The sequence below is a fragment of the Streptomyces sp. NBC_00028 genome (assembly GCF_045041065.1).
Taxonomy (GTDB): domain Bacteria; phylum Actinomycetota; class Actinomycetes; order Streptomycetales; family Streptomycetaceae; genus Streptomyces.
Window position 1 is genome coordinate 2,549,135 of sequence record NZ_CP108293.1, and the last position, 26,302, is coordinate 2,575,436.

Sequence of the window (26,302 nt, forward strand, 5' to 3'; positions counted from 1 at the left end):
CAGCCGGATGGACAGGGTCGTTTCTCAACTACCGCCCAAGTAGTTGCCGTTCTGCCCGGCGAGCTCCGCCGGAGTGAGCGGATTCATAGCGGTGACGTCACGCGGGGCGATCGAGAAGCCCTGCCAGTGGACCGGCATCGGCTGCTGGTCCTCGTCCCGGGCGATGTGGTGGAAGCCGACGTTGACCCAGGCCACGGGGTGCGTGAGGGTCTGGCCGTCGACCCACTTGTCGACCGACTTGGGGTGGGCGCTGTCGCAGCGCGGGTTGTTGCTGGAGAACAGCTCGCACTTGTTGTACTGGGTGAAGTAGATGTCGTGCTTGGTGTAACTGCGGCCCGGGTAGCGGGTGGTGGGGCCGGGGACGAACTCGTACGAGCGCGCGTGGTTGTCCTTGTTCTTGCCGGTCGCGCTGACCATCCGCCACCAGCGGTAAGTCTTGGCGTCGCCCGCGAGTTCCTTGGTGACCTTGGTGCGGGTGGTCTTGACCGTGGGGGTGTCCGCGCCGTGCGAGGTGAGGGTCGAGTCGTACTGCTCGACCCGGTTCTTGGTGGACCCGTCGAGGGCGAAGTCGAGCCGCCAGAAGACGTTGTGGGTGTGGCTGGTGGCCTTGTCCTTGGCGGCGCCCTTGCCGATGGGCCAGCCCTTGCCGTCACCCGCGTCGTAGTCGAACGGCGAGAGGGTGCCGGTGGCGCCGACGTTCATGTTGATGGTGCCGTCGTCCTGGAAGCGGTACTCGGTCATGTACTCGTACCAGCCGACCTGGTTGACCGTGTAGACGAGGAAGTCCTTGCCCTGGGCCTGGTAGACCTTGTTCGCGGTGTCGCCCTGCATGCGGTAGGCGTGTCCGCGGGACCGGGTGGTGGTGCACAGGCCCTTGACGTTGGGGTTCTGCTCCGGGTACGGGTCCGGGATCTTGACGGTCTTGATGGTGCCGCCAGGGCATTCGGCGGGCGCCAGGTTCATCAGGTCCTTGGCGAAGTCCTGGCCCGTCAGGTCGTCGTACTCGGCCCGTCCGTCGTCATACGGGACGTGGATCTGGCCGAGCCGGGCGCTGTTGAGGACCTTGATCGGGGCGGACTCTCCCTTGGGCTGGTAGGAGATGTCGTCCAGGACGAGGCCGGCCTTGCTGTCGTAGCGCCAGCACATCCGCCAGGTGGTGCCGCTGGAGAGCTTCTGCTCGATGCGGAAGGCGGCGCTGCAGTCGGGCGCGGCCGCGGCGGCGCTCTGCGGCTGGGCGGTGGCCGGTCCGGCTCCGGTCGTCAGACCGGCGGCCAGCGCGGCGACGGCGAGGCCGAGGGCCGCCGTCCGGCCGCGGACGGGGCTGATTCTGGTGACGCGCATGAAGAAGTGACTCCCTTGCAGGAGGTGCGAGTTCGAAAACTGGACGGAGTTGGGCTCAGCGGCCGAGTGGTCGGCTCGGCGACTGAGCGGCTGAGCGGTCGGGCTCAGTGCTTGAGCTCGCCCACCTTGTGGGCGCTCAGGTCGATCACCAGGGCTGTGGTGTCGATCCACGGCCCGTTCTTGACCTTCGTGAACAGCCGCACGCAGCGGTGCTCACCGCACTGGTCCAGCACGGCGGGCTGGCCGCCCGGCGTGGCCCGGTAGACGCCGCCGCTCAGCCGCAGCTGGTCCGGAGAGGTCAGCTCCTTGCCCATCGCGTCCTTGTAGTCGGCCCTGAGGCCGGCCCCGAGCGGGTCGGCGATCAGCAGGGCCGCCGCCTCGCTGCTCTCGGCGCGGCTCAGCGGAGGCTGGACGCCCTGCTGCTCGGTGGAGTCCACGACCTTGCCGGTGTCCAGGTCGACGGTCTTGGTGACGAGGGTGTCGTCCCGGTAGTCGTAGTACGACACGTCGGCGCGCCGGGAGGTGTCCGCGCCGCCGGCCTCCGCTTCGGCGAGGTCGACGGTCAGCTGCTGCGGACCGCGCTCACCCGCCGCGTTCTCGCTCGCGGCGAACGTCTGCCGGTTCACGGCGATCTTCTGAGCCCGCGCGACCTCGTCGTCGGTCAGCGGGTCGTTCCCCTTGCCCTTGTCCCCTTCGTCCGGGGCCGCCTGGACGACGCCCGGCGCGACGGGCGCGCCCTGCTCGTCCTGCCCCAGCTGCTGGGCGGCGGCCGTCTTGCCGTCGCCCTTGGTCCCGCCCGATTCGTCGGCGCCCGCCGTCCCCGGCAGGGTGACGCCGACCATGACGGCGGTCGAGGCCACCGCAATGGCCGCACCCGCCACCACCTTGCCCAGGTGGCGGTGCACTATCTTGCGCACATCTTCCCCCTACTCCCCCTTCGATCCCGGGAGTACGTGTCTGCCCCACACTTTTCGGCATACCGGGTATGCCGTGGTCGATCGGTAAGAGGGACGTAAGTCATAGGAGGTTCCATCACTTTCGGGGAGACTCGTGGTCAAGGCGCCCCGGCGGCGGCGACGAGCTGAAAGAGTCGTGTCCATGCAGGTCTGGCCTGGAGAGGCATATCCACTCGGTGCCACGTACGACGGCGCCGGCACGAACTTCGCGGTCTTCACGGAGGCCGCGAACCGAGTTGAGCTGTGTCTGCTGCATGACGACGGCTCGGAGACGGCGGTGGAACTGCGCGAGTCCGACGCGTTCGTACGGCACGCGTATCTGCCCGGAGTGATGCCGGGACAGCGGTACGGATTCAGGGTGCACGGCCCGTACGCCCCGGAGCGCGGACTGCGCTGCAACTCGGCGAAGCTGCTGCTCGATCCGTACGCGCGTGCGATCAGCGGTTCGATCGAGTGGGGCGAGGAGGTCTACGGCTACCACTTCGACGCACCCGAGAAACGCAACGACCTGGACTCCGCCCCGCACACCATGAGCTCGGTCGTGGTCAACCCGTACTTCGACTGGGGCGACGACCGCCGCCCACGCACCGACTACCACCACACGGTGATCTACGAGGCCCATGTGAAGGGCCTGACCATGCGCCACCCGGGTCTGCCCGAGGAACTGCGCGGCACCTACGCCGCCCTCGCGCACCCGGCGATCCTGGAGCATCTGACGGAGCTGGGCGTCACGGCACTGGAGCTGATGCCGGTCCATCAGTTCGTCAACGACCACCGGCTGGTCGACATGGGGCTGAACAACTACTGGGGCTACAACACGATCGGCTTCTTCGCCCCGCACAACGCGTACGCCTCCTGGGGCGACCGCGGCCAGCAGGTCCTGGAGTTCAAGTCGGCGGTCCGGGCGCTGCACGAGGCCGGGATCGAGGTCATCCTCGACGTCGTCTACAACCACACCGCCGAGGGCAACCACCTGGGCCCGACGCTGTCCTTCCGGGGCCTGGACAACCCGTCGTACTACCGCCTCACCGACGATCCCCGCTACTACATGGACACCACCGGCACCGGCAACTCCCTGCTGATGCGCTCCCCGCACGTCCTCCAGCTGATCATGGACTCGCTCAGGTACTGGGTCACCGAGATGCATGTCGACGGCTTCCGCTTCGACCTCGCGGCGACCCTGGCCCGGCAGTTCCACGAGGTGGACCGGCTGTCGTCGTTCTTCGACCTGGTGCAGCAGGACCCGGTGGTCTCCCAGGTGAAGCTGATCGCCGAGCCGTGGGACGTCGGCGAGGGCGGCTACCAGGTGGGCAACTTCCCGCCGCTGTGGACCGAGTGGAACGGCAAGTACCGCGACACCGTGCGCGACCTGTGGCGCGGTGAGCGGCGCGCGGTCGCGGAGTTCGCGTCCCGGCTGACCGGCTCCTCGGACCTCTACCAGGACGACGGTCGCCGCCCGCTGGCCTCCATCAACTTCGTGACCTGTCACGACGGTTTCACGCTGCACGACCTCGTCGCGTACAACGACAAGCACAACCTGGCCAACGGCGAGGAGAACCGGGACGGCGAGAGCCACAACCGGTCCTGGAACTGCGGGGCCGAGGGCGACACCGACGACCCGCACGTCCTGGAGCTGCGCGCCCGCCAGATGCGGAACTTCATCGCCACGCTGATGCTGTCCCAGGGCGTGCCGATGCTCAGCCACGGCGACGAGTTCGCCCGCACCCAGCGCGGCAACAACAACGCCTACTGCCAGGACAGCGAGCTGGCGTGGGTGGACTGGCCGGAGGAGGGCGGCGAGGTCTTCGGCGATCTGCTGGCCTTCACGCGCGCGATGGTGTGGCTGCGCCGGGACCATCCGGTCTTCCGCAGGCGGCGCTTCTTCCACGGCCGGCCCGTGGAGGGCACCCACGACGAGCTGTCCGACATCGCCTGGTTCACCCCCGAGGGCGAGGAGATGACGCAGCGGGACTGGGACCGGGCGAAGGCGTCGGCGATCTCGGTGTTCCTCAACGGCAACGCGATCTCCGAGCCCGGCCCGCGCGGGGAGCGCATCGGCGACGACTCGTTCCTGCTGATGTTCAACGCCTCGCACAAGACGCTGGACTTCGTGGTGCCGGTCAACCACGGCCGCCAGTGGCAGGTCGTGGTCGACACCGCCCGCGCGGACGGCATCCCCCCGGACGCGGGCCCGAAGGTACGGGCCGGGGACCGGTTGACGCTGGTGGACCGGAGCATGACGGTGTTGCAGCGGCCGGTCTAACGCCGGCTGGTGGGTACGCGCGCGTGGCCTGTCGTGGGGCTCTCCGGCTCGTACTGCGTCGGCCGCGCCGTCAGGGCGGTCGCACAGGCGAGTGCGGCCGCCAGGCTCGCCGTCCCGAACGCCGCGGCGGGGCCGTACGTCTCGGCGAGGCGGCCGGTGCCGGCCAGCGCCAGGGCCTGGCCGGCGACCAGGGCGCTGGTCGCGGAGGCCATCGACTCGGCGAGCCGCGGGGGCGGCACCGTGCGCTCGGTGAGCCCGAACACCGTGATGAGATGCGGGGCGTAGGCGACACCGAGGACGGTGACGGCCGCGTACAGGGTGCCCAGGCCGTCGGTCCACAGCAGCGGCAGGGAGAGCGCGAAGGCGGCCGCGGTCGCCACCCGCCAGCGCGTCCCGAGCCCCACGCGCGCGGGGACGGCCGCCATGGACAGGCCCGCGACGGCGCTCATCACTCCCATGGCGGCGTAGACGAGCCCCGCCTGGTCGGGCTGCCCGAGCCGCTCGGTGAGCGCGGTGATGCCGGCCTGGCAGGCGCCGAACATGGCGCCCTGGAGAGCGAGGGCGGCGCGCAGGGCGTGCACGGAACGCGGCATGCGGGAACGGGCGGTGCGGCCGGCGTGCGGCTTCACCGCGCGGCCCGTCGCCGTCGGGTGCAGGGCGAAGGCGCTGCCGCATCCGGCGACCAGTAGGGCGGCTCCACCGAGGGCGTACGCGGGGTGGGCCAGCACCGCGGCGACGCCGACGAGGGCCGGGCCGAGGACGAAGGAGATCTCGTCGAGGGTGCTCTCGAAGGACAGGGCGGTCGACACCGTGCTGTCGGGGGCGTGCGCGCGGCGGGCCAGGGCGACCAGACGGGCGCGGCCCAGCGGGCCGATCAGCGGGACGGTCGCGCCCGTCGTCGCGCCGAGGAGGGCGAGCGCGGGCGTGGGCAGCCGGGCGAGCGCACCGGCCACGAGGGCGACGAGGGCGAGGGCGTTGCCGAGGGAGAAGGCGAGGACGACCGTGCGCTGGCCGTGCCGGTCGGCGAGCCGACCGACCAGCGGGCCGCAGGCCACCTGGCCGAGCGCGAGCGCGCCTCCGGTCAGCCCGGCGACGGCCAGGGAGCCGCTGGTGCGGGCGACGAGCAGGACGCTGCCGAACTGGACGGTGGCCGTGGGCAGTCGGGCCAGGAAGGACACCACCGGCAGCAGGGGTCCGGTCAGGCCGATGACCTCGCGGTAGGCGCGTCCCATGGTCGTCATCGCTCGAAGTTAGCCACGCGTGCGTGGGGACGTGCAGGGGCCGATGACACGAAAGCCGGTGGGGCGGGTACGTAGGTTTGCATGACATCTGCGCGACCCGACCCGGCGGTGCCGACGGCCACCTACCGGCTTCAGCTGCAGCCCGAGTTCCCCTTCGACGCCGCCGCGGCGGCCGTACCGTACCTCGCCTCGCTCGGCGTCTCGCACCTGCACCTGTCCCCCGTGCTGGAGGCCGTCCCCGGCTCCCCGCACGGCTACGACGTGGTCGACCACGCGCGCGTGCGCGGCGAACTGGGCGGCGAGGAGGGGCTGCGCGCGCTCGCGCGGACCGCGCGGGAGCACGGCCTCGGGCTGGTGGTGGACATCGTGCCGAACCACATGGCCATGGCGCCGCGCCACAACCGGGCCCTGTGGGAGGTGCTGCGGGAGGGCCCCAAGTCCCCGTACGCGCGCTGGTTCGACATCGACTGGGAGGCGCAGGGCGGCCAGGTGCTGCTGCCGGTCCTCGGCGGGCCGCTGGGGGCACAGCTGGACCAGCTGGTGGTCGACGGTGACGTGCTGCGCTACTACGACCATGTCTTCCCACTCCGCGAGGGGACGCGGGACCTGCCGCTGCCGCAGCTGCTCGACGCGCAGTGGTACCGCCTGGCCTGGTGGCGGCTGGCCCGTACCGAGCTCAACTACCGGCGGTTCTTCAGCATCTCGGAGCTGATCGGGGTGCGGGTGGAGGAGCCGGAGGTGTTCGAGGCGACCCACGCCAAGATCCTCCAGCTGCTGCACGAGGGGGTGGTCGACGGGCTGCGGATCGACCATCCCGACGGTCTCGCCGACCCGGACGCGTATCTGCTGCGGCTGCACGAGGCGACCGGCGGGCGCTGGACGGTCGTGGAGAAGATCCTCGCGGACGGTGAGCCGCTGCCGGCGTCCTGGCCCGTCGCGGGGACCACCGGCTATGACGCCCTGCGGCACGTGGACGGGGTGTTCACGGACCCGGCGGGGTTCGGGGAACTCCTCGGCCAGTACCGGCGGTTCGCGGCCCCGCAGACCGATCGGGGCGGCCACTGGGAGGCGACGGTTCGGCGAGCCGCGTACAAGGTGCTCACGCACGAGCTGGCCGCCGAGATGGAGCGGCTCACGCGGGTGGCGGTCCGGCTGTGCGCCACGTCCCCGGAGCCCGCGCTGCGCGACCGTGCGCCCTGGGCGCTGCGGACCGCGCTCCAGGAGCTGCTGGTGCGGCTGGAGGTCTACCGCCCGTACACCTCGGTCGACGCCGCGTCCGTCGTGACCGAGGAGGCCGCCGAGGAGGCCCGGCAGGCCTTCGTGGTCCCGGAGGAGGCCGGCGCGGTGGACGTCGTACGGGATCTGGTGCTCGGGCGGGCGGGTGACGGTCCTGAGCACGCGGAGTTCCGGGCCCGGTTCGCGCAGACGTCGTCGGCGCTGCGCGCCAAGTCCGTGGAGGACACGGCGTTCTACCGCTATGTGCCGCTGCTGTCGGCGACCGAGGTGGGCGGGAACCCCGGCGCTCCCGCGGTGTCCCCGGAGGAGTTCCACGCGTACTGCGCGCGCGTGCAGCGGGACTGGCCGGCGACCGGGACCGTGGTGTCGACCCACGACACCAAGCGCAGCGCGGACGTGCGGGCCGCGCTGGCGGTGCTCACGGAGTGCCCGCAGCGCTGGGCCGACGTGCTGGCCGAGGTGACCCGGACCGGCGAAGGCGTTCCGGACGCGCAGTTGGCGTGGGCGGCCTGGCAGACGGTGTTCGGACTGGGTCCGGCGAGCGGGGAGCGGGTGCGGGGGGCGCTGCTGAAGCATGTGCGCGAGGCCGGGCTCTACACCAGCTGGACCGAGCAGGAGCCGCCCTACGAGGAGGCGGTGGCGGCGTTCGTCGCGGCGGGGCCGTGCGGGGCGCCAGGCGAGCACGTGGCGGCCTTCCGGAGCACCGTGGAGCCGTCGGTGCGGGCGAACGTGCTCGGCACGGCGCTGGTCCAGTTGACGATGCCCGGGGTGCCCGACGTCTACCAGGGCACGGAGGCCGAGTACCGGGCGCTGGTCGACCCGGACAACCGCCGGCCCGTGCGGTTCCCGCCGGAGGAGCCCGGCGAGAAGGGGGCGTTGACCGCGGCGGCCCTGCGGCTGCGTGCCCGGCGGCCCGCCGTCTTCGGTGACTCGGCGACGTACGCGCCGCTGGCCGCCGAGGGTGCGGCGGCGGCCCACTGTCTGGCGTTCGCCCGCTCCGGGGAGGTCGTCACGGCCGTCACCCGGCTGTCGCTGCGGCTGGCGGAGGCGGGCGGCTGGGGCGAGACCCGGTTGCCGCTGCCGCCCGGCAGGTGGGCCGATGTGCTCGCTCCGGAGCGGGAGTTCACGGGGCACGCGCGCGTGGCGGAGCTCTTCGAGGGGTCGCCGGTGGCCTTGTTGGAGAGGGTCGGCTAGGGCGTGCGCGTTCACCGCGCGCCGGGGCCCGGTCCCGGTGATCGGGCGCGCACCCGCGCGTGCTCCCGGGGCCCGTGCGGGACGGCCGGCGCGTGGTGACGAGCGACCGCACACGGTTCGCTCCTGGGCCGCAGGCGTCCGTACCGGTGCTCGGCGACGCGGTACGCGCGCGTATACGCGCGTCATGTCGAGCGCCGGTGCCCGCGACCCCGCTCCACCGGGATCCGGCACCCCCGCGAGCCCCCACGGACCTTCCTGTCGGCGGCCAATGCATCTGGGCGCCCCCAGGCGCCTCCCCCGGTGCGTCCTTGACAGTCCACGGAGACCGTGGGGTACTGCGGATTGCGAAGCCGGGCGGATGTTTCGGGGGTGAGTCTCCTGCCGGAGCTGCGCTACCCCACAGAGATCGAAGTCGTCGCGTCCGCACGGGCGTTGGCCGCTCATCGGCCCGCCCTGTGCACCCTGCGGCAGGTCGGCCGGTCACGGGCGGGCAGGCCCTTGCTGCTGCTGTCCGTGGGCCGGGCGGCACGTGCCGTGCTCGTCGTCGCCGGCGCCCACGCCAACGAACCCACCGGCGGCGCCACCCTTCTCGACGTCGCCGAACGGGTCGTCCGGGAGCGGGAGTTGCGGGCGGACACGTCCTGGCACTTCCTGCTGTGCGCGGACCCCGACGGGGCCAGCCTTCATGTGACGCCGGCGCCGCGCAGTCTGTTCGACTACCACCGCGGCTTCTTCCGGCCCGCGGGGCAGGAGCAGCCGGAGTGGTCGCCCGCGGTGCTGCCGCCCGACCGGCTGCCGCCCGAGACGCGCGCGCTGACCGGGGTCATCGACGAGCTGCGCCCCTATCTCCAGGTCACGCTGCACGGCACCGACCTGGGCGGCAGCTGGGTGCAGCTGACCAAGGACATACCGGGGCTCGCCGAGCCGTTCGCGAAGTCCGCGGCGGAGCTCAACATCCCGGTGGAGACCGGCGCCTCGGACGCCGCGGGCTGGCCCGCGTCCGGGCCCGGCGTGCATGTGATGCCCGCGCCGGGTGCCGGGGCGGCGTACCCGAGCATGCCGGACGACGCCCGCAACAGCACCTGGTACCACGCCCACCGGTACGGCGGGCTGACGGCGATCGTCGAGGTGCCGATGTGGGCGAGCGACCTGGTCGACGATCCGGTGCCGCATCCGGCGCCTGCTGTGGCGCTGCGCCGGCTGGCGGGACGGCTGCTTCAGGACACGCTCCAGGTGGAGCGGGTGCTGACCGACGCGCTGCCCCGGCTGCCGGGCGTCGACGGGCCGCTGCTGCGGGCCGCGAAGTGGGGGCTGGAGCTGGTGCCGGGGCTGGCCGCGGACTGGGCGCACACGGTTCCGGCCGACAACACGCGCGCGTACGTGGGCAGTGTGGACGCGTTCGCCCGGCGGCTGCCGCTGCGGGCGGCGTCGATGCTGCTGCGCGTGCTGACGGAGCACGACGACCGTGCGGCGCCGCGCCTGGAGCGGCTCGTGGCGACCTGGAGCGAGGCGTTCGCGGAGCGGTTCCGGGCCCGCTGGGTGCCGTTGGAGCACCAGATCGAGCACCAGTCCCGCACGGTGGTGGCGGCGGCGCTGCACGCGCGCGACCGGGCCGCGTGAGCGCCGCCTCGTCACCTCGCGCGGGGCGGGTCGTACCGGTGCGACCACCGACCCCGAGCACGGGGTCAGCCGTCGAGCGCGAACACCGGCCCCGAGCGCGGGGTCAGCTGTCGAGCGCGAACACCGGTCCGGTGCGTCCGGCCATCACACATCCGTTGGAGAAGGTCTCGGCGTAGTCGACGGGCCGTCCGTTCCACTCCCCACGCGCGTGTGCGGTCACCGGGGCGTAGACCATCGGGCAGTAGCCGTCCTTCGGCGCAAGGGCCGTGATGTCGCCGTCGACCGCCGCGAGGTCGGCGCAGGCCTCGGCGGCGTGTCCGTGCCCCTGGGGCGGGTCGCACAGCAGGAGGGTGCCGCGGGTGTCGCTGGAGCGGGCGTCGCCCTTGGTGACCGTGAGGTAGAGCCAGTTCCCGGCGCGGGCGTCCCGCGCGGTCGCCTCGGCGGGGGTCGTGCCGGTGACGAGGAGGGCGGCGGTCGCGGCGAGCAGAGCGCTCCGGGCCGCCTTCGATGCGGTGCGGTTCTTCATTCCAGATGCATCGGCACGGCCGCCTGGGAACCCCACCCCGACTCACCCGAACGAGAGCCCACGCGCGCATGCCGCCCGGCCGCCAGTTCGAACGCGGCCTGCACCACCCGCGCCTGGTACTCCACCTGGCGGGCGACGGGGATCCAGCGCGCCCCGCAGCCGTCGAGATAGTCGGCGCACCACGCGTCGATGAGCCGGTCCAGTTCGGGCAGCACACCGGCCGGGTCGGCGCCCGCGGCGGTGACGAGCTGGTGCAGCAGTCCCGCCGTGCGCAGCGCGAGGCGCCGGCCGGAGATGCGCAGGGTGGCCAGGTGGGCGGTGCTCAGCGGCGGCAGCGGGTGACCGCCGTCGGCGCCGGCGACATCGGGGTCCCAGGCGTCCGCGAGACCGGGGCAGACCAGTAAATAGTCGTCCACCGGGGCGAGCAGCCGTTCCGCGTCCGGTACGGCGGCGAGGTGTGGGCGGATGCGGGCGAGGAGCCGCTCCAGGAGCCCCGTGTCGTGCCGCAGCGTGCGGCTGACGAGGCGCAGGACCGTGTCCGCGTCGACGGGCGGGGTGCCGTCCTCGACGGTCGCCACGCCCCACATGGGGGCCTCGACGACCGCGGTGACGGTGCCGTGCCGGTAGGGGTGGAACCAGGTGGACTCGACGGCGGCCTCGGTGATGGCCGCGGCCAGGTCGCCGCGGCGCGGGGGCGGGATGCGGTAGACGGCGGGGCCGAGGCCGGGCCAGTACAGGGTGTCGTACGGGCCGAGCTCGCGCGGGATGCCGAGGCGGCCCGCGATACGGGCGACGCGCCCGGCGAGTCCTGGCAGGTCGTGGGTGAGCTCGACGAAGCCGCCGCCGACGTCGACGCCGTGCAGGGAGCACTGCAGGAAGGGCCGCAGCTCGTCCTGGAGGTCGAGCAGGGCGCGGGTCTCGGGCAGGGTGACCGCGGCGGCGCCGTCGGGCAGCCACTCGGGCTGTTCCAGGAAGCCGGGCCGGAAGAACTGCCGGAAGTAGCGGCCGAGGGTGTACGGGCCGTGCAGCCAGCCCTCGTTGCGGCGCAGTCCGTCGGGGTCGAGGCAGAGCAGCAGGTTCCAGGTGGCGTCGGCGGCCTCGGTGAGCGTGGGGTCGGCGAGGGCGCTCTCGGCGAGGTGCAGGACGGTGGCACCGCCCACGGGTTCGTTGGCGTGCGGGCCGGCGACGACGAGGGCCTGCCGGGCGCCGTGGCCGACGGAGAGCAGCCACAGGGGCGTGCCCGCGCGGGAGGTGCCGACGGCGCGGAGCCTGGCGTCGCGCGGATGGCGGGCGACGAGTGCGACGGCACGGGCGGCGAGTTCGTCGACGGACGGGTAGCGGAGGAGGGGCGACAGGGCACACCTCCACGATGTGGTGCCGTCGGTTCACCTGGTGTGCAGGGTGGACGTACAGTCAGTCACGACTTGAGGGGTACGTCAACACTGCCGCAGGCAAAGGGAATTGGACGTTCTACAGCGAGCAAATCCCAGGCCAGAGCTAAGGTTCGCCTCCATCAGAGGCCCGGTGTTCGCCTCAGTCGGCGGCGAGCCGGAACCACATGCGCCCGAAGCCGACCTGGTCTCCCTCGCGGACGACGGCCGCCCCGATGACACGCCGCCCGTTCACCGTCGTGCCGTTGGTGGAGCCGAGGTCGCGCAGCACCCACATGCCGCCCTGGCGGCTCAGTTCGGCGTGTACGCGCGAGACCGTCTCGTGGCTCAGGCGGAGGCCGTTGGCGGGGTCGCGGCCGATGCGCAGCGGGTGACCGCCGCCGGGGTGGGGCAGCAGCAGCTTGGGCAGCCGCTCGGCCTGCCAGGCGCGGCGCAGCCGCTGGGTGAAGCCGGAGACCGCCTCGACGGAGCCGAAGACCACACGGGAGAGGCGGCTCTCCGAGGGCAGGTCCGCGGTGAGCGCGGCGAGTTCGTCCGAGCGGCGGGCGGAGAGCGCCAGTTCCATCCGCCGGATGAACGTGTCGTGCGACAGCCGTCCCATGGCGACGCCGTCGCGGAGCACCTTCAGCGCCTTGTCGCGCTCCGCGTCGGAGAGCCGCGCGGGGTACGTGTTGAACTCGAAGGACGACGTCACGTTCGTGATTGTCGGGCAGTGGGCGCCGGGTGTCCAGAAAACGCGAGAACGGCCGCCACGCGCGCGAACTGATCGCGTTTGAAGCACCATGGACGGGCTACATCACGGTGAGCAGACGAAGGGGAACCGTCCGTGCAGTTCGAGGTGTGGGCACCGCAGGCAGACCGTGTGACGCTCCAGTGCGACGGCGCCACGCGCGCGTTGGAGCGCGATCCCGAACGCGCGGGGTGGTGGCGCGGCGAGGCCGAGGCGGCGGACGGCAGCCGCTACGGCTTCGCGCTCGACGACGGCCCCGTGCTGCCGGACCCGCGCTCGCGCCGCCAGCCGGACGGCCCGGACGGGCTGAGCGCGGTCGTCGACCAGGGGCGTCACGTGTGGCGTACGGAGTGGGCGGGGCGCCCCCTGCCGGGCGCGATCCTGTACGAGCTGCACGTGGGCACGTACACGCACGAGGGCACCCTGGACGCGGCGGCGGGCCGACTTGAGCACCTGGTGGAACTGGGCGTCACCCACGTCGAGTTGATGCCGCTGTGCCCCTTCCCGGGGCGGCACGGCTGGGGTTACGAGGGCGTGTCGCTGTGGGCCGTGCACGAGCCGTACGGCGGCCCCGAGGCGCTGAAGCGGTTCGTGGACCGGGCGCACGAACTCGGGCTCGGCGTCGTCCTGGACGTCGTGCACAACCACCTGGGTCCGTCCGGCAATTACCTGCCCGCGTTCGGCCCGTACTTCACCGACACCCACCACACGCCGTGGGGTTCCGCGGTGAACCTGGACGCTCCGGGCTCCGACGAGGTGCGCGCGTATCTGACGGGCAGTGCGCTGGCCTGGCTGCGGGACTACCGGCTGGACGGGCTGCGCCTGGACGCGGTGCACGCGCTGGCGGACACGCGCGCGTGTCACTTCCTGGAGGAGCTGTCGACGGCGGTGGACGCCCTCGCCGCCGAGACGGGCCGGCCGCTGTTCCTGATCGCCGAGTCCGATCTGAACGACCCACGGCTGGTCACGCCCCGCGCGGAGGGCGGCCTGGGACTGCACGCCCAGTGGAACGACGACTTCCACCACTGTCTGCACACCGCGCTGACCGGCGAGTCCCAGGGGTACTACGCCGACTTCGGGAAGGCCCCCCTCGCGGCTCTCGCCAAGACACTGGCCGACGGGTACTTCCACGACGGCACCTACTCCAGCTTCCGCGGGCGGCACCACGGACGCCCGCTGGACCGCAACCGTGTGGCCGCGCACCGGTTGCTCGGCTACAGCCAGACCCACGACCAGGTCGGCAACCGCGCCCAGGGCGACCGGCTTTCGGCCTCCCTCTCCCCCGGCCTGCTGGCCTGCGCCGCCGCCCTGACGCTCACCGCGCCGTTCACGCCGATGCTGTTCATGGGCGAGGAGTGGGCGGCCGGGACGCCCTGGCAGTTCTTCACCGACCACACCGACCCGGAGCTGGCCGAGGCCGTACGGCGGGGCAGGCGGCGGGAGTTCGCGGCGCACGGCTGGGCCGAGGAGGACGTGCCCGACCCGCAGGACCCGGCGACCCGTGAGCGCTCCTGCCTGGACTGGTCCGAGCCGCAGGACGAACCCCACGCGCGCGTGCTCGCCTGGTACCGCCTGCTCATCGCGCTGCGCCACGAACAGCCCGACCTCACCGACCCGGACCTCGCCGACACCAAGGTGGCCTACGACGAGCAGCGGCGCTGGCTGGCCTTCCGGCGCGGTGACGTACGGGTGGCGGTGAACCTGGCCAAGGAGACCGCGGCGATCCCGCTGGGGCCCCGTCAGGCGCGTGTGCTGGCGGCGTGGGAGCCGGTGGCGGCGCCGGGGGCGGACGGCGTGCTGGAGCTGCCCGGGGAGTCGTGCGTGGTGCTGCTCCAGGAGTGAGGGTGCCTGAGAACCCCCCTCAGGGCCCTTCCTCACCCTCCCGCAGTTCCGTCACCCGTTCCAGCAGGATCGCCTCCCAGGCGTGCTTGAGCCGCAGGCGCAGTTCGGGCAGCGCAGTGGTGTCGCGGCCCTGGAGGCGGGCGGCGAGGCCGATGACGGCGTCGCAGCGGGCGAGCCACAGACCGCGCAAGCAGGGGCGGGCGCCGTAGCCCGCGAGGGTGGCGGCGCGCACGGCGGCGGGCGCGCCGACGGTGAGCGCGAGCCCGGCGATGTCCTCCGCGGGGTCGCCGAGGACCGCGTCGGCCCAGCCGAGCACGCCACGTACCCGTCCGTCGGCGCTGACGACGAGGTGGTCGCCGGTGAGGCCGTGGTGGACGAGGACGGCGGTGCCGGGCTGCGCGGCGAGTTGGACCGCGGCCTGCTGGGTCAGCTGATGCAGGCGTACGGGGTCGAACTCGTCGGCGGCGGTGAGGAGTTCGGCGGCGCGTTCGGCACCGCGGCGCAGCGCCTCCAGTGAGCGCGGGGCGGTGCGCGGGACGCCGAGGGTCTCGGCCTGCCGGGCGGGCACCTCGCGCAGGCCGGTGAGCAGCGCGGCCAGGTCGGCCTCGCCGACGGCGGACACGTCGTGCTCGCGCGCCGAGCCGCCGGGCAGCTTGCTGTCGAGCGTGTACGTCAGGCCCGGCGCCCACTCGCCGTGGGCGACCCCGGTCGGCACGGCGACCTGGACATGGGCGCGGACCACGTCGCGCAGGCGCAGTTCGCGGCGCTGGCGCACGGCGGCCTCGCGGTCGGCGGCCAGGCGCAGCACATGGCGGTCGCCGACCCACCAGGTGGCGGGCTCGGCGCTCTCGACGACCGGCCGGACGTCGGGCCCGGCCGCGTCGGAGGCGTCCTTGAGGAGGGAACGGACCAGCCTGCGGACGGTGTCCGCGGTGGGTGTCGGTGCCTGGGTCATGGTCGCGCCGTTGTCACTCGGGGTCGGGGCTCCTGAAGGCTGCTCAGTCCACCATGACCATCTCGCGGCTGGTGTCGTTGAGGCGGCGGCCGCCGTCCTCGGTGACCGTGACGATGTCCTCGATGCGGACGCCGAAGCGGCCGGGCAGATAGACGCCGGGCTCCACGGAGAAGCACATGCCGGGCACGAGGGGCTGCTCCTCGCCCTCGATCATGTACGGCGGTTCGTGCGTGGTGACGCCGATGCCGTGGCCGGTGCGGTGGATGAAGTACTCGCCGTAGCCGGCGTCGGTGATGACCTTGCGGGCGGCCCGGTCGACCTCCTGGCAGGCGACTCCGGGGCGTACGGCCCGGAAGCCCGCCTCCTGGGCCTCGCGGACGAGGTCGTGCACCCGCCGCTCCTCGTCGGTGGGTTCGCCCACGTGGACGGTGCGGGAGGTGTCGGAGCCGTAGCCGTCCTTGAGGCCGCCGAAGTCGAGGACGACCATGTCGCCGCGTTCGATGACCCGGTTGCCGACCTCGTGGTGCGGGTTGGCGCCGTTGGGGCCCGAGGCGACGATGGTGAAGTCGACCTGGGAGTGCCCGAACCGGCGCAGCAGGTCGGCGAGGTCGGCGCCGACCTCGGACTCGCGGCGACCGCCGAAGGGAACCTTCCGGATCTCCTCGAACGTTGCGTCGGCAGCCGCGCCCGCGGCTGCCAGGAGCTCCAGTTCGGCCGCGTCCTTGACGGCCCGGAGCATCGGCAGGGCGTCGGTGAGGGCGGCGTAGGAGGTGTTCGGCAGGGTCTTCTGGAGGCCGAGCAGATGCATCGCCCAGGCGTTGTCGCTGACGCCGAACCGGCCGCCGGAGTCGAGCAGGGCGGCGGTGGCGGCGTAGGGGTCCTTGCCGTCGGTCCAGTCGCGCAGGGTCAGCGCGGGCGCGCCGGCCGCGTGGGCGGCGTCGGGGGCCTCCAGGGTGGGGACGACGAGGACGGGGTCCTGGCCGGGGGCGAGGACCAGCAGGGTGAGCCGTTCGGTGATCGCGGTGGGGCTGTAGCCGGTGAGCCAGACGAGGTCGGGGCCGGGGGCCACGAGCAGTCCGGCGAGTCCGGCGTCGGCGGCGGCCCGGGCGGCGCGCTCCATGCGGGCCCGGTAGTCGTCGGCGGTGAAGGGCGCGGGCGTGCTGCCGGTCATCCGGGCCTCCCTGGGCGGACAGAGGGACAACAGGGACTACGGGCAGCATCCTGCCCGGTCGGCGGGGGCGGCGCGAGCCGGTTCGCGTGCCCCGCCGGGGCCGTGCCGCTCACCGCGTCAGTTCTCCAGGGCCAGCCGGACGCCGAGCAGGAGCAGTACGCCGCCGGAGACCTGCTCCAGACGCCGGCGCACCCCGGCGCGGGACAGGACGGCGCGCATCCGGCCGACGAACCACACGTACAGGCCGTAGTAGCCGACCTCGTAGACGGCCCAGAGCGCGGCGAGGCCGACCATCGTCGGCAGGTGCGGGGCGCCGGCGGGCACGAACTGCGGCAGGAAGGACATCGCGAAGACGGCCGCCTTGGGGTTGGCGAGGTTGAGCAGCAGTCCGCCGCGGTAGGCGGCCCAGCCGCTCTTCCCGCCACCCGTCCAGCCACCCGCGGCCTCCCCGGCGCCCTCGGCCCCGTCGGTACGGCTGCGGCGCGCCTGACGCAGCGCCTGGACGCCGAAGGCCACCAGGACGACCGCGCCGACGACGCGCATCACGTCGTACGCCACCTCGGAGGCCGTGAGGAGTGCGGTCAGGCCGAACGCGGCGACCAGGCCCCAGACGAAGACGCCGGTCTCGTTGCCGAGCACGGTCAGGAAGCCGGACCGGCGGCTGTGCAGCGACTGCTTGATGATCAGCACGGTGCTCGGTCCGGGTGAGGCCGCGATGAGGGTGCAGGCCCCGAGGAAGGCGATGAGGGTGCTCGGCATGGGCTCATCGTGGCGCGGACGGCGGCGGGGGACCAGCCCTTTTCGGCCACCTAACGGTTATGGATTGCTTAACCATTAGACCTAATGCTTGAATCGCCGCACACCATTAAGGGCATCTGGGGAGGCGTACGACCGTGCTCGTACTCGCGCACATCAGCGATCCGCATCTGGACGGAAGCGAACGGGCCACCACGCGCGCGAGGCGGGTGCGCGACCACTTGTGGGGGCTTCCGGGGAGGGTGGACGCGCTGCTGGTCACCGGCGACATCGCGGACCACGGCGCGGAGGCGGAGTACGAGGAGGCCGCGGGCCTGCTGGGCGACGCGCCGTTCCCCGTGCTGACCTGCCCGGGCAACCACGACAGCCGCGCCCCGTACCGCAAGGCGCTGCTCGGGGTGCCGACGGCCGACGGGCCGGTCAACAGCGTGCACGTCTTCGACGACGCGGCGGTGCTGATGTGCGACTCCAGCATTCCGGGCAGCGACGAAGGCGCCCTGGACGAGGAGACGTACGACTGGATCGAGACGACGCTCGACGAGCTCGGCGGGGACCGGCGCGCGCTGCTCGCCTTCCACCACCCGCCGGTGGCGGTGCATCACCCGTTGCCGGACGCCTACCAGTTGCGGGACGCCCACCGGCTGGCCGCGCTGCTCGACCGCCGCCCCGAGATCGCGGGCCTGATCACGGGACACGCGCACACCCCGGCGGCGAGCGTCTTCGCCGGGCGGCCGCTGGTCGTCGGGCCAGGGGTGACCTGGACGCTGCGGCTGCCCTGGGAGGGCGAGCAGGTGGCCGACCGGGACGCGCCCGTCGGGCTGGCGTTCCACGTCCTGGACGACGACGGGCGGCTCACGAGCCACTTCCGGGTGGTCACGTGACGATGCCGGGTACGGCGGTCAACTGCTGGTAGCCGCCGCTCTGGTGGCGGACCGTCAAGGTGATCCCCTTGCCGGGGCGGGCGGCGGCGACGGCGCGCGCGAGGTCGGCCGCGGAGTCGACCCGCGCCTTGCCGACCTGGAGGAGCACATCGCCACGGACCAGGCCGGCCGTGTAGCCGGGCCCCGGCACATGGACGCCGACGAGCAGCGCGCCCACCTTCTCCGCGTCCACCGCCTCCACACCGAGCGTCGCGGCGATCCGGGGCGAGGAGGACGGGGTGGGCGACGGGGACGGCGCCGGGGCCCGGTGGACCGGGGCGGCCGGGCCGGGTGGGGGCGACCCGCCCAACTCCCGCTTCATCTCCGCGAGTTTACTCAGGCCGATCACCGTGGCACCCACGGTGCCGAGGCCGACCCCGGACAGCACCAGGACCGTCCCGACGAACAGCGCGAGCAGCAGGGTCCGCAGCCGTCGGCCGCGCCTGCGGGCGGCGTGGGGGCGCCGGGCGGGGCCGGGCCTGGAGCCGCCGCCGGGCTCCTGGCCGGGCATCGGCTTGGGGCGCAACGCGGTCTGTTCCATGGCTCGCCTCCGGCGGACGCGGGTCGCCTCCGGCGGATACGGAGCGGTCCCGGCTGGTGCTCTACCCGTCACACCGGCGCCCGACGTGCCACGAACGAGTGAGACTGACCGGCGGTCAACAGAGGGAAGCCATAGGCGTCGTGGGCATGGGCGGTACGGGTCCACTCACCCCGTCAGCACGTCCACCAGCCGCGCCGCGGCGCCCCGCGGTGCCCCCGTGTGGACCAGTTCCGTCCGGTGGACGACCCGGGGCGCGGTGAGCGGGACGGCGGTCGTGTTCGGGACGCCGGTGGCCACCGAGCGGGGCAGCAGCGTCAGACCGCGGCCCGCCGCGGCGAGGGACGTGAGGGTGTGGAGGTCGGTGCCGTCGTAGCGCAGGGCCGTGCGGAAGCCCTGGCCACCGTTGGCCGCGCGGAGGTGGGCCAGCGGGAGGCCCGCGTCCGGGGCGTCCAGCCAGCGGGCGTCGGCCAGGTCGCCGAGGCGCAGTCCGGGGCGCCGGGCCAGTGGGTGGTCGGCGGGCAGGAGGACGCAGACCGGTTCCTCACCCGCGCCGCGCGTGGTCAGCGGTGCGACGTCGGGCAGCCGCAGCGGGTCGCTGGGGGCGGCGAGGCCGTCGACCAGGCCGAGGTCGGCGGTGCCGGTCGCGACGGCGGCGGCGATGGCGTCGCGGGCGAGCACCCGCAGGGTCACCCCGGCCGACGGGAGCGCGGCGAGGACCCGGGCGGCGAGCGCGGTCGGTGCGGCGGCGAGCGTGAGTCCGTGTTCGGGCGCGGACGCCATGCGGACGACGTCCGCGCGGGCCGCGTCCAGCCGCAGCAGCAGCGGACCCGCGTGCTCCAGGAGCCGCTCTCCGGCCGCCGTGGGCGCGACGGGGCGGCGGGTCAGCAGCGGTGCGCCCAGGTCCAGTTCGAGGGCCTGGATGTGCTGGGACACCGCGGACTGGGTGTAGCCCAGCTCCCGCGCGGCCTCGGAGAAGGAGGCGAGCCGGGCGACGGTGACATAGGTGCGCAGGAGGTGCGGGTCCATGCCGACAGCGTCTCATCGGCGTCGCGGCTCATCAGCATCGCTTATCGAGCATCCAGAAATCATCGTTGGACGCGATATCGGGGGCGCGCCCAGGATGAGGGCATGACGAACGCAGCTGACCGCACCGCACGGATCGCCCTGGTCGGCGACCGCTCCCCCGACGTCGCCTCCCACGCCCGTGTCCCGCTTCTCCTCGACTCCCTCGCCGAACGCGACCGGCTCGTCCTGGACGCCTACTGGATCCCCTCCGAGGAGGCCGCGGCCGAGGACGCCGTGTCCGGCTTCGACGCGGTGTGGGTGCTGCCGGGCAGCCCCTACCGCAGCGAGGAGGGGGTGCTCGCGGCGATCCGCACCGCGCGCGTGGCGGGCATTCCGTTCCTGGGCACGTGCGGCGGGTTCCAGCACGCGCTCCTGGAGTACGCCCGCGACGTGTGCGGCCTCGCGCGCGTGGCGCACGCCGAGAACGACCCCGACGCGGACGACTTCCTCATCGAACCGCTGGCCTGTTCGCTGGTCGGCCACGAGGGCGTGGTCACGATCGAGCCGGGCTCGCTCGCCCAGTCCGTGATCGGTTCGGAGCGCACGGTCGAGCGCTACTTCTGCGCGTACGGGCCCTCCCGCCATCTCGACACCCTGCGCGCGCACGGTCTGCGCTCCTCCGGGTACGACGAGGACGGCCACGTCCGGGTCGTCGAACTGCCGGGCCACCCGTTCTTCCTGGCCTCGCTGTTCCAGCCCGAGCTGTCCGGCGACGGCTCGCGCCCGCACCCGATGGTCCGGGCGCTGGCGCGGGCCGCCGTGGCACACGCGGCGCGGCGGGAGCCTCAGCCCGCGGGGTGACCTCCGTGGTGGCCGCCGCCGTGGTCGAACTTCAGCGCCTCGGCGGGCATCACCACGAAGGGCCGCATCATGCCCATGTCCTCGTGCTCCAGGAAGTGGCAGTGGTACATGAACCGGCCGTAGGCGCCGTCGAACCTGCCCATGATCCGCAGCATCTGGCCGCCGGGCACCCGGTAGACGTCCTTGTAACCGCGCTCGTTGGGCGCCAGCGGGATCGTGGTGCCCGGATCGAAGGCGATCGGCGTACGCGTGCCGCCAACCGCCTGGTCGAAGCCGGTCACGACGTACGGGTCGCGCCCGAGCGCCTGGAAGTCGGCCAGGTGGATGTGCATCGGGTGGGTGATGGGCGCGAGGTTGAGGAAGCTCCACTGTTCGTGGCTGCCCTCGGCGATGGTGAAGCCCAGGCCGTCGTTGAAGGTCCGTGCCGTGCGCCGGTAGGTCCTGGTGGTGCCGTCAGGACCGGTGACCTGGATGATCCCCTCGGCCGGGAACACGATGCCGCTCGGGTCCTCGACCTCGGCCATCTCCCAGATCTCGGGGTGCCCGCCGCCGCCCTTGGTGCCGGGCGGGGTGAGCACGATCAGCCGGTGGCCGTGCGCCACGTCGTGGGTGATCCTGCGGAAGGAGCCGGAGAGCACCTCGGGCAGTTCGAAGGTGTCGTCGTCGCACCCCTCGCGGACGCGGAACTCCATGACCGCCGGATAGCGCACGCCACCCACCGGGTCGGGCACGCCCGCGGGCCGACCCGGCCCCTTGTTGACCAGGCGAAGCCTGCGGCCGGCGAGGCCGCGGAAGTCGACCAGCAGGTCGAAGCGTTCGGCCGGAGCGGCCGTCAGCGTGGGCTGCGCGGCGTCGAAGTCGATCGGCACCGGGCGCGGCAGCAGTCCGCCGTCGCTGCCGATCTGGTGCACGATGCCCGGCACCGGGTTGTCGTCCTCGTCGAGGAGGACCAGTTCGTAGATCCGCGCGTTGGACGCGTTCACCAGGCGGAAGCGGTACCAGCCGTCCTCCACGTCCGCGTACGGCCAGATACGGCCGTTGACGGTGGTGTACGGGCCCGCGAAGGGCAGCGTCACCGGCTTGCCCGTCTCCGGGTTCGCGGGGTCCACCACGATCGTCTTGTGCAGCAGCCGTCCGTTGAGCCGGCCGTCCTCGTCGGTGTCGAGGTTGCGGTCGGCGAGGAGCAGCGGGATCTCCCGCTCCCCGTAGGGGAGATGGAGGGCTTCCTCCTCCTCGTCGCGGACGAGGTAGGTGCCGTAGAGGCCGGCCATCACGTTCCACCGGGTGATGTTCATGGCGTGGTCGTGGTACCACCACTGGACCGCCTGGTGGTCGTTCGGGTACTCGGAGAGCTGGGCGTCGCCGGAGCCGACCGCGTTGTCCGCCCAGCCGTCGTTGCCGCCGCCCGTCTGTGCTCCGTGCAGATGGGTCACCGACCAGGCGGGCAGGGCGGCCACGTCCTCATTCGGCTTGACGCCGCCCCGGCCCGGCTCGGTGGTGGCGGGCGGGGTGCCGGGCGGTCGGGCCGGCACCTCGACCGCGGTGACCGGGTACTCGCTGCCCTTGGGGATGCGGTTGGTCCAGGCGATGCGGATGCGCTGCCCGCGCCGCACCTCGATGGTCGGACCCGGCACCAGGCCCTCGTAACCCCACATCAGCGTCGGCGGCAGCTGTGGGTGCATGCGCACCCAGGTCGGGTGCAGGGCGATCTCCGTCTCCCGCAGTATGTTGCCCGAGTCCGGGCGCAGGACCGGCGGGACGGGTAACGGCGCCACGTACGGCGTCAGTTCACCCGGGGCCGGCGTCCGCTCCTTCGGGTCCCCTTCGGTGATCCTCTCGATGATCTCGGTCAAGGCCGAACACCCCCGTGCGTTATGTCGTCTGTTCCCCTCACCCCACAAGACCGCGGGTTCAGCGACGGAGTTGCCTGAACGCCTCGTTCCGTCCGAAAACTTTCGGGAAACATAATCGGAATCATCAAATCCTGTTGTCGGCGGCGGCTGTTACGTTCTGCGACATGAACGATCACGCCCTGCGGCTCCTCCTCCAGGACCCTCGCCTCGCCGAACTCGCCGCGTACCCCTTCGACTTCGACGTCGAGCGGGCCGGGTACGGCCATGTGGAGCCGGTCCGCCTCGCCTCGGGCGGCCCGCTGCGGATCATCGCGGGCGACGCCGGGGGCGGTACGTACTTCGTGTGCGAGGACGGCTCGGTGCTGTACGCCGACTCCGAGGGCTCGGCCGGGATCGTCGGCGCCAGCGTCGACGAGGCGCTGGAGATCATGATCGGCCTGGAGGACGCGGAGGACCACGACGAGGACGACGAGGACACCGAGGAAGACGGCGGATTCGGCCTGGAGCGGGCGCGGACCGAGCTGCGCACCGCGCTGGGCTTCTTGGAGCGACCCCGCGCGGAACTCGAGGCCCTGCTGGACGCCGCGCTGGCCCGCACCGAACCCGACTTCCTGCTGCTCAACGCGGAGGAGGGCCGCGCCTATGACCTCATCGGCCCGCCCCCGCCGCCGCTCTGGGAGCCCGTCCTCGCCGCCGGCCGCGCCGATCTGGCCGCGCTGCGGGCGCCGGACCTCGCGGTGTGGGACGCGGTGGCCGAGAATCTCGTACGACGCCGACTCGCGCTGCGGGCCGCGCAGTTCGACCGCGCGGAGGGCGACCTCGCCCTGCTGCGGCATCTGCTGCGGCACGAGGCGCGGTCGTCGATGACGGACGAACTGCGCCTCGCCGCCGTGCTGGTCGGGCACTACGGCCGCGCCGAGGACCTGCCGCTGCTGGACGAGGTACGGCGGACGGACTTCGACACGGCGTGCGGCCTGAGCGAGCTTCCCGGCCCCGACGCCGACCCGGCCGAACTACGCCGGTGGGCCCAGGAGATGGACGCCCTGCTGTTCGGTGCGGACCCCGCCGACGAGCCGCTGTACACCTGGACCGACCTGGCCGTGGACCAGGGCCTGACGAACCTCGCCCGGTGCGCGCTGATCCGCCGGTTCGACGCCATCGAGCTGGACCAGGGCCTCCTGCGGCAGGACGACGACCCCACTCGGCTGGACACCGCCGAACTGTCGTCCCTGGTCGACGACTTCGAGCGGATCGGCGAGCGGGGACAGGCGCTGCGCGTCCAGCGCCTGCACACGGCGCTCCAGGAGGCGGCGTGCGACCGGGTCTCGGCCCGGCTCACCCAGGCCCGTCTGGAGCGGGAGGCGGGGCTCCTCCCCTCGGCCTCCCGCACGCTCGCCGCGCTCCGGGGCACCCTGGCGGAACCGGGCGACGACTCGCTGGGCTTCTGGCGCGGCACGAGCCTTGGCCGGTACATCGCCGAGGAGCACTTCGAGCTGGCCCTCGCCCTGGCCGACGCCGGCTCCGCCGAGGAGGCCCGCGCGGTGCTGGGCGCCGCCGAGGCGATACGCGGCGAGCTCGCGGAGTCCCCCGCGCGGGGCGTCCGGGAACTCGCCGAGCGGGCCGTCGGACGGGTGGGCGGGCTCAGCTGACCAGGGGCAGTGGCGGCCGCGGTGCCGGGGAGCGGTCCGGCAGGAAGCCGTGGGCGCGCCGCGCCAGGAAGTCGGCCCTGTAGCGGTCGACCGTCCGATGCCAGTGCAGGATGCCCGCCATCCAGTGCTGGAGGTCGAGGACGTAGTTCCGCATGACCTCGCGCGCCTCGGCACGGAGGCCGAAGTCGTCGTACACGACGGGCAGTTCGTGGGCCGCGACATGCTGGAACTGCCGCATGCGCTGGGTGGTGAGGTCGTGGACGACCCCGAGGGCGGCCGGGTAGTCGATGCCGAAGAAGTTCTGCACGACGAGGATCGAGTTGTGGATCTCGCCCTCGTACTCGATCTCCTTCTGGTACGAGAAGATGTCGTTGAGCAGGCACGCGTAGTCGACGGCTGCGTTCTCCAGCGAGCGGACGGGGCCGCTGCGGTAGACCTCGGGCGGGACGGCGGGGCCGTGGCCGTTCCGGCACAGGTTCAGGGTGAGGTCGGAGCCGAAGGTGGCGCGGCGCATCTCCAGATAGTCGACCGGGTCGGGGACGCGGCGCTGGATCTGGTTGGAGAGTTCCCAGAGCCAGCTCTCGGTCATCACGTTCACCGCGTTCTTCAGGGAGCATCGCGCGTCGTGGGTCATCCCCGTCGTGGTGCGGGTCCACAGGTCGACGAGGCCGCGCTCCATGCCGTTGGCCGGGGCGGGGATCTCCGCGCCGTCGACGGGCATGCAGTCCGCGAGCCGCCGGGTGGCCGCGCGGGCGGCGGCGAGGTCGCGGCGGTGGCCGAAGACGAGGGGGTAGTAGTCGTCGGCGTACGTCCCCCAGGCCAGCCACTGGGTGCTGAGGTCGAGGTCCTCGGGGGTCGCGTCCGGGTCGATGCCGGCGGCGCAGAGCGCGAGGTCGGCGGCGGCGAGGCGGTCCTCGTCCCAGACACCCTCCTGGAGCATGCCCATGCCGTGCATCCAGGCGGTGAGGCGAGGGCGGGCGGCGTTCAGATGGGGGCTCAGCTCGACCTGGAAGGGCATGTGGAAGTCGGGCAGCAGGGACGGGCCGACCTTCTGGTACGGCACGTGCGTGTAGGCGCGCAAGCGTTCGGCGGCGGCCGAGGCGAGCAGGGCGCCGACGTCGGCGGCGGAGGTTCCGGGGCCGGTGAGGCCCTGCCAGGGCGAGGTCGGGCGGGCGCCCTCGTTCATGTAGCGGCTGGAGCGCAGATGCCATTCGTGGCCGCCGGACTGCCAGTCCTGAAGTCCCTTGGCGTAGGCGGCGACCGCGGCGGTCTCGGGCGCGGTGAGACCTTTCTCCACAGCGAGGGCGGGCACCTCGGTCAGGGCGGTGTGCTCGAACTGGTGGAGACGGGAGGTCAGGATGTCGTTGACGGTGTCGGCGGCCTCCTGGGTCGTACAGCCGAAGAACGTCTCCAGGACCAGCACGCCGTTGCTGTTCTCGCCCTCGTCCTCGACCTCGCGCTGGTAGGAGAACAGGTCGTTGCGCAGGTGCACGGCGTCGGAGAACGTCTCCATGAGGACCCTCAGCGGCCTCGACCCCGCGACGCGGGCGGGGACTTCGGCGGTCGCGTACTCCACGAGCCCCGCCGACCAGGGGGCGCCGCCGACCTTGCGGCGCATCTCGATGTACTCGACGGGGTTGGCGACCCGGCCCTCGTCGATGTTGGACAGCTCCCACAGGGACTCGTTGAGGAGGTGCTCGGTGGCCACCGCGAAGCGGCGCCGCCAGTCCGCCGACATGGCGGGCACGGTCCGCGTCCACAGATCGGCGAGCCCCGCCTCGACGGGGTTGCGCGGCTCGGGCATCGGGGCCTGGGGGTCCATCGGCATGAACAGCGGCAGCCGGTCCAGATGGGCCTTGCCGGCGGCGCGGTCCGGGGTGCGTTTGAACATGTCCAGGAAGTGGTCGTCGAAGAAGAAGACCCACACGTACCAGTCGGTGATCAGGGAGAGGGCGGGGCCGTCGCAGTCGGGGTGGGTGTAGGCGCAGAGCAGTCCGTAGTCGTGCGCGTCGAGGTCGGACTGCTCCCAGATCCCGGACCCTTCCAGCATGCCCATCTCGCGCGCCCACGCCGTGGAGTGGGCACGGGCCTCGTCGAGATGGGGGTTCAGCCGCGCGGGATACGGCATGTAGAAGTGCGGGAGTTCGAAGGGCTGCTGCGTCATGGCCCGGGCTCTACCCACGCCTTTCGGGGGACATCCGCCGCGCGGCACATGATCACACCATCGCGTGAATCCGGGTCGAACTCGACG

At 72.8% G+C, this 26,302-nt stretch carries 20 protein-coding genes; 7 read left to right on the plus strand and 13 right to left on the minus strand.

The window, feature by feature from the left end; translation table 11 throughout:
* Window positions 1-24 precede the first annotated feature (24 nt).
* Together OG885_RS11275 and OG885_RS11280 are read right to left on the minus strand one after the other, a co-directional pair.
* Complete coding sequence (locus tag OG885_RS11275; RefSeq protein WP_405729925.1) at window positions 25-1,341, minus strand: copper amine oxidase; 1,317 nt, start codon at window positions 1,339-1,341, stop codon at window positions 25-27.
* Window positions 1,342-1,445: 104 nt separating this feature from the next.
* Window positions 1,446-2,258: a Tat pathway signal sequence domain protein gene (locus tag OG885_RS11280; protein ID WP_405729928.1), complete on the minus strand. Its 813-nt coding sequence runs from the start codon at window positions 2,256-2,258 to the stop codon at window positions 1,446-1,448.
* Window positions 2,259-2,439: 181 nt separating this feature from the next.
* On the opposite strand from OG885_RS11280, the gene glgX reads away from it, so the two are divergent.
* Window positions 2,440-4,560 (plus strand): glycogen debranching protein GlgX, encoded by a 2,121-nt coding sequence (gene glgX / locus OG885_RS11285; protein ID WP_405729931.1) that lies wholly within the window; start codon window positions 2,440-2,442, stop codon window positions 4,558-4,560.
* On the opposite strand, the gene OG885_RS11290 is transcribed toward glgX, so the two are convergent.
* Window positions 4,557-5,801 carry an MFS transporter gene (locus tag OG885_RS11290; RefSeq protein ID WP_405729934.1) on the minus strand — a complete coding sequence of 415 codons (1,245 nt, stop codon included), beginning with the start codon at window positions 5,799-5,801 and terminating at the stop codon, window positions 4,557-4,559. The two genes, glgX and OG885_RS11290, sit on opposite strands and share 4 nt — an antisense overlap.
* A gap of 81 nt (window positions 5,802-5,882) precedes the next feature.
* Between OG885_RS11290 and treY the strand changes: the two genes are divergently transcribed.
* Complete coding sequence (gene treY, locus OG885_RS11295; RefSeq protein ID WP_405729937.1) at window positions 5,883-8,231, plus strand: malto-oligosyltrehalose synthase; 2,349 nt, start codon at window positions 5,883-5,885, stop codon at window positions 8,229-8,231.
* 369 nt (window positions 8,232-8,600) lie between these two features.
* On the plus strand, window positions 8,601-9,851 hold the full coding sequence (locus tag OG885_RS11300) for a M14 family zinc carboxypeptidase (protein ID WP_405729939.1): 1,251 nt from the start codon (window positions 8,601-8,603) through the stop codon (window positions 9,849-9,851).
* 103 nt (window positions 9,852-9,954) lie between these two features.
* Here OG885_RS11300 and OG885_RS11305 read toward each other — a convergent pair whose 3' ends face one another.
* The 3 genes from OG885_RS11305 to OG885_RS11315 form a co-directional block, all read right to left on the minus strand.
* Window positions 9,955-10,377: an SSI family serine proteinase inhibitor gene (locus tag OG885_RS11305; protein ID WP_405729942.1), complete on the minus strand. Its 423-nt coding sequence runs from the start codon at window positions 10,375-10,377 to the stop codon at window positions 9,955-9,957.
* The gene (locus tag OG885_RS11310) at window positions 10,374-11,732 is read right to left on the minus strand and encodes a M14 family zinc carboxypeptidase (protein ID WP_405742690.1); all 1,359 of its coding nucleotides are present in this window, start codon (window positions 11,730-11,732) and stop codon (window positions 10,374-10,376) included. Before OG885_RS11310 ends, OG885_RS11305 begins: the two co-directional genes overlap by 4 nt.
* A 178-nt stretch (window positions 11,733-11,910) precedes the next feature.
* A complete protein-coding gene (locus tag OG885_RS11315; protein ID WP_399950954.1) occupies window positions 11,911-12,462 on the minus strand; it encodes an FHA domain-containing protein in 552 nt (183 codons plus the stop codon).
* A gap of 132 nt (window positions 12,463-12,594) precedes the next feature.
* Here OG885_RS11315 and treZ point away from each other — a divergent pair, with 132 nt between their 5' ends.
* On the plus strand, window positions 12,595-14,340 hold the full coding sequence (treZ, locus tag OG885_RS11320) for a malto-oligosyltrehalose trehalohydrolase (protein ID WP_405729946.1): 1,746 nt from the start codon (window positions 12,595-12,597) through the stop codon (window positions 14,338-14,340).
* A 19-nt stretch (window positions 14,341-14,359) separates the two neighbouring features.
* Here the strand turns inward: treZ and OG885_RS11325 are convergent, their stop codons facing one another.
* From OG885_RS11325 to OG885_RS11335, 3 genes are all read right to left on the minus strand, one after another.
* Window positions 14,360-15,295, minus strand: a complete 936-nt coding sequence (locus OG885_RS11325; protein WP_405729950.1) for an aminoglycoside phosphotransferase family protein — start codon at window positions 15,293-15,295, stop codon at window positions 14,360-14,362.
* A 43-nt stretch (window positions 15,296-15,338) separates the two neighbouring features.
* Window positions 15,339-16,466, minus strand: a complete 1,128-nt coding sequence (locus OG885_RS11330) for a M24 family metallopeptidase (protein WP_405729953.1) — start codon at window positions 16,464-16,466, stop codon at window positions 15,339-15,341.
* A 117-nt stretch (window positions 16,467-16,583) separates the two neighbouring features.
* The gene (locus OG885_RS11335; protein ID WP_405729956.1) at window positions 16,584-17,225 is read right to left on the minus strand and encodes a LysE family translocator; all 642 of its coding nucleotides are present in this window, start codon (window positions 17,223-17,225) and stop codon (window positions 16,584-16,586) included.
* A gap of 134 nt (window positions 17,226-17,359) precedes the next feature.
* Here OG885_RS11335 and OG885_RS11340 point away from each other — a divergent pair, with 134 nt between their 5' ends.
* A complete protein-coding gene (locus OG885_RS11340; protein ID WP_405729959.1) occupies window positions 17,360-18,103 on the plus strand; it encodes a metallophosphoesterase in 744 nt (247 codons plus the stop codon).
* On the opposite strand, the gene OG885_RS11345 is transcribed toward OG885_RS11340, so the two are convergent.
* Both OG885_RS11345 and OG885_RS11350 read right to left on the minus strand, forming a co-directional pair.
* On the minus strand, window positions 18,096-18,683 hold the full coding sequence (locus OG885_RS11345) for a PDZ domain-containing protein (RefSeq protein WP_405729962.1): 588 nt from the start codon (window positions 18,681-18,683) through the stop codon (window positions 18,096-18,098). The genes OG885_RS11340 and OG885_RS11345 overlap by 8 nt on opposite strands.
* Window positions 18,684-18,848: 165 nt before the next feature.
* Window positions 18,849-19,709, minus strand: coding sequence for a LysR family transcriptional regulator (locus OG885_RS11350; protein ID WP_405729965.1), 861 nt, complete (start codon window positions 19,707-19,709; stop codon window positions 18,849-18,851).
* A 102-nt stretch (window positions 19,710-19,811) separates the two neighbouring features.
* Between OG885_RS11350 and OG885_RS11355 the strand changes: the two genes are divergently transcribed.
* On the plus strand, window positions 19,812-20,549 hold the full coding sequence (locus OG885_RS11355) for a glutamine amidotransferase-related protein (RefSeq protein WP_405729968.1): 738 nt from the start codon (window positions 19,812-19,814) through the stop codon (window positions 20,547-20,549).
* Here the strand turns inward: OG885_RS11355 and phsA are convergent.
* Entirely contained in the window at window positions 20,534-22,402 is a 1,869-nt protein-coding gene (phsA, locus tag OG885_RS11360; RefSeq protein WP_405729971.1) for an O-aminophenol oxidase PhsA, read from the minus strand. The two genes, OG885_RS11355 and phsA, sit on opposite strands and share 16 nt — an antisense overlap.
* 164 nt (window positions 22,403-22,566) lie before the next feature.
* Between phsA and OG885_RS11365 the strand changes: the two genes are divergently transcribed.
* On the plus strand, window positions 22,567-24,051 hold the full coding sequence (locus OG885_RS11365) for a hypothetical protein (protein ID WP_405729974.1): 1,485 nt from the start codon (window positions 22,567-22,569) through the stop codon (window positions 24,049-24,051).
* Here the strand turns inward: OG885_RS11365 and cyc2 are convergent.
* Window positions 24,044-26,215: a germacradienol/geosmin synthase Cyc2 gene (gene cyc2, locus OG885_RS11370; protein WP_405729977.1), complete on the minus strand. Its 2,172-nt coding sequence runs from the start codon at window positions 26,213-26,215 to the stop codon at window positions 24,044-24,046. The two genes, OG885_RS11365 and cyc2, sit on opposite strands and share 8 nt — an antisense overlap.
* Window positions 26,216-26,302: the final 87 nt, after the last annotated feature.